Origin of the sequence: Kineococcus indalonis (assembly GCF_009906395.1) — a bacterium.
GTDB classification, from domain to species: domain Bacteria; phylum Actinomycetota; class Actinomycetes; order Actinomycetales; family Kineococcaceae; genus Kineococcus; species Kineococcus indalonis.
Window position 1 is genome coordinate 1 of record NZ_JAAALM010000508.1, and the last position, 2,889, is coordinate 2,889.

Here is a 2,889-nt window from a genome sequence, read left to right on the forward strand (position 1 = left end):
AGCTGGTGGTGGGCGCGCGGGTGGTGGTGCGCCACCGGCTGGCCGACGGCTCCGCCGGCGACGCCCTGGGCGAGCTGACCGACGCCGACGGCGAGGCGCTGGTGGTGGCCACGCGCCGCGGGCCGGTGCGGGTGCGCCGCGCCGACGTGCTGGCCGCCAAGGCCGTGCCCCCTCCCCCGCGCCGGCGCGGCGCCCCGCACGCGGCCGTCGGCGTGGAGGAGCTGGAGCTCGTGGCGGCCGCGCACTGGCGCCCGCACGAGGTCGAGCGGCTGGGCGGGTGGCGGCTGCGGGCGGCGGGCGGCTTCACCGGCCGGGCGAACTCGGCGCTGGCGCTGGGCTCGCCGGGCGTGCCGCTGCCCGCGGCGGTGGCCGCGGTGGAGGACTTCTACGCCCGGCGCGGGCTGCCGGCGTGGGTGGCCGTGCCGCACGCCGCGGAGCTCGCGCCGCAGGAGCCGGCGGTGGCGCGCGAGCTGGCCGCGCGCGGCTGGGCGGTGGACACCCCGACGCTGGTGCTGACCGCCGCCGTGCGCGCCCTGCCCGGCGCCGGCGCGGCGCCGCTGCCGGCCGGGTGCACGGTGCTCTCCTCCGCCGAGCCGGACGAGGGGTGGCTGGCCGGCTACCACTACCGCGGCGGGGCGGCCGTCCCCCCGGCGGGGCGGCGGGTGCTGCTCTCGGCCGACGCGCAGGTGTTCGTGCGCGTCCTGGACCGCGGTGCCGCGGTGGCCGTGGCGCGCGGCTCGCTCAGCCCGGGCTGGGTGGGGGTGTCGGCCGTGGAGGTCGCCGCCTCGCACCGCCGGCGCGGCCTGGCCCGCCGGCTGCTGGCGGAGGTGGCCGACTGGGGCCGCGCGCGCGGGGCGGCCTCGGCGTTCCTGCAGGTGGCCGCGGCGAACGCCGGCGCCCGCGCCCTGTACGAGGGGGCGGGCTTCGCGGTGCACCACGCCTACCACTACCGGGTGCGGCCCGGCGCCTGAGCGGCGGCGCCCGGGGCGCCGCGCCCCCCCGCGCGCCCGCGCCTCCCCTCCGGGCGCGGGCGCGCGGGTCAGCCCCGGGACGGGCCCGGGGACGTGCGGTGCACCGCGCCGTCGCGCAGGTCGAGCACGCGCGCGGCGGGCTCCTGCGCCTCCGGCTGCTGCGCGGCGGGGTGGGCGGCCCGCGCCGCCTCCAGGACGTCGGTGATCTCCGAGCCGATGAGCTCGTGGCGCTCCAGCAGGGCGTCGCGCAGCGCCGCGACGAGGTGGCGGTGGCGGCCCAGCAGCTCGCGCACGGCCTCCTTGCGCTCGGAGAGCAGGTTCTCCACCAGCCGCCGCCCCTCGGTGTCGCCCAGGACGCGGGCGACGAGGTTGCCGTCGGCCAGCGCGCCGTTCTGCACGGCGGTGAAGGACACCAGGGTGCCCGCCATGCCGGCGGCGCCGACCATCTGCGCCGCGGTGGTGGTGGCGGCCTGCAGGTCGCCGGCCGGGCCGGTGGACACGTCGCCGAGGAAGAGCTCCTCGGCGACCTGGCCGCCGAAGGCGATCTCGATGAGGCCGGACAGCTCGGCGCGCGAGCGGGTGTAGACGTCCTCGGCGTCGCCGTGGGCCAGCAGCCCCAGGGAGGAGGCGCGCTTGACGATGGTGAGGACCTCCAGGCGGCGCTGGGGCGCCACCAGCCAGGCGACGGTGGCGTGCCCGGCCTCGTGGGTGGCGATGAGCCGCTCCTCGTGGGCGGTGTAGGCCACGGGCTGGCCCAGGCCCACCTCGGTGACCAGGCGGGCGTGCTCCACGTCCGCCCAGCTCATGCCGTCCGCGTCGCGGCGCACCGCGTTGACCAGGGCCTCGTCCAGGAGGCCCTCGATCATCACGGGGCTGTAGCCGTTGGTGATGCCGGCGAGGGCGTCGCGGCGCTCGGGCTCGTCCAGCTGCGGCTCGTGCGCCTTGCGGGCCAGGAAGTGGTCGACGAGCTCGCGCCGGCCGGCGCGGTCGGGCAGGCCGAAGGCGAGGCGGCGGTCGAAGCGGCCCGGGCGCAGCAGCGCCGGGTCCAGGGCGTCGGCGCGGTTGGTGGCGGCGATGACGAGGACCTCGACGGGCTCGGGGCGCGGGCGGGCCAGGCGCCGGTGGGCGGGCAGGAAGCGGTTGACGGCGTCCACCGCCCAGCCGCGCAGCCGCTCGCCGGCGGTGGGCTCGTCGAAGGACTGCATCTGCACGAGCAGCTCGTTGACGACGCCGCTGGGACCCTCGGTGCTGGCCAGGCGCTCCACGCGCACCGCGGGCGCGGCGGCCGGGCCCACCGCCAGGCCGGTCAGGCCCCCGCAGCCCAGCACGCCGGTGGCCGGCGCGGACGGCGGCAGCGGGCTCGCGGCCGCCACCGAGCCGCGGGCCGCGGCGATGGCGTCGATCTCCTCGATGAAGCCGATCGCGCCGCCCTCGGCGCGGGCGGCGCGGCGCAGGGCGCGGAAGTAGGAGCGCACCTTGCGGGCGGTGGCGCCGTACCACATGGACTGGAAGGAGGTCGCGGAGACGAAGAGGAAGGGCACGCCCGCCTCGTGGGCCATCGCCTTGGCCACGTGGGTCTTGCCGGTGCCCGGGCTGCCCTCGAAGAGCAGGCCGCGGCGCGGGCGCCCGCCCATGTCGCGCCGGAAGCTGCGCGCGGACAGGAACAGGTCCAGGCTGCGCTCGACCTCCTCCTTCACGGGCGCCAGGCCCTTGACGTCGTCGAGGGTGACGTCGATCTGCTCGGGCCGGTAGAGCACGTGCGGGGAGCGCCCCGAGAGCAGCGTCTGCCCGAGCAGCACGGCGATGAGGGCGGCGAAGAACAGCCCGGACATCAGGTACAGCGGGTCCACGGACGGCAGCGCCGGCAGCAGGGGGCGGCCGGTGGCCAGGCGGGCGGCGCCGGCCGCCCCCTGCTGCC

2 protein-coding genes are annotated in these 2,889 nt (G+C 79.2%); one reads left to right on the forward strand and one right to left on the reverse strand.

The genetic code is table 11. From position 1 onward, the window contains the following. Positions 1–971 (forward strand): GNAT family N-acetyltransferase (locus GTR00_RS18125; protein WP_205706130.1); only part of this gene is annotated, 971 nt, incomplete at its 5' end. Between the two features lie 68 nt (positions 972–1,039). Here GTR00_RS18125 and GTR00_RS18130 read toward each other — a convergent pair. Continuing rightward, a partial coding sequence (locus tag GTR00_RS18130) for an AAA family ATPase (protein WP_166612976.1) occupies positions 1,040–2,889 on the reverse strand: 1,850 nt, incomplete at its 5' end.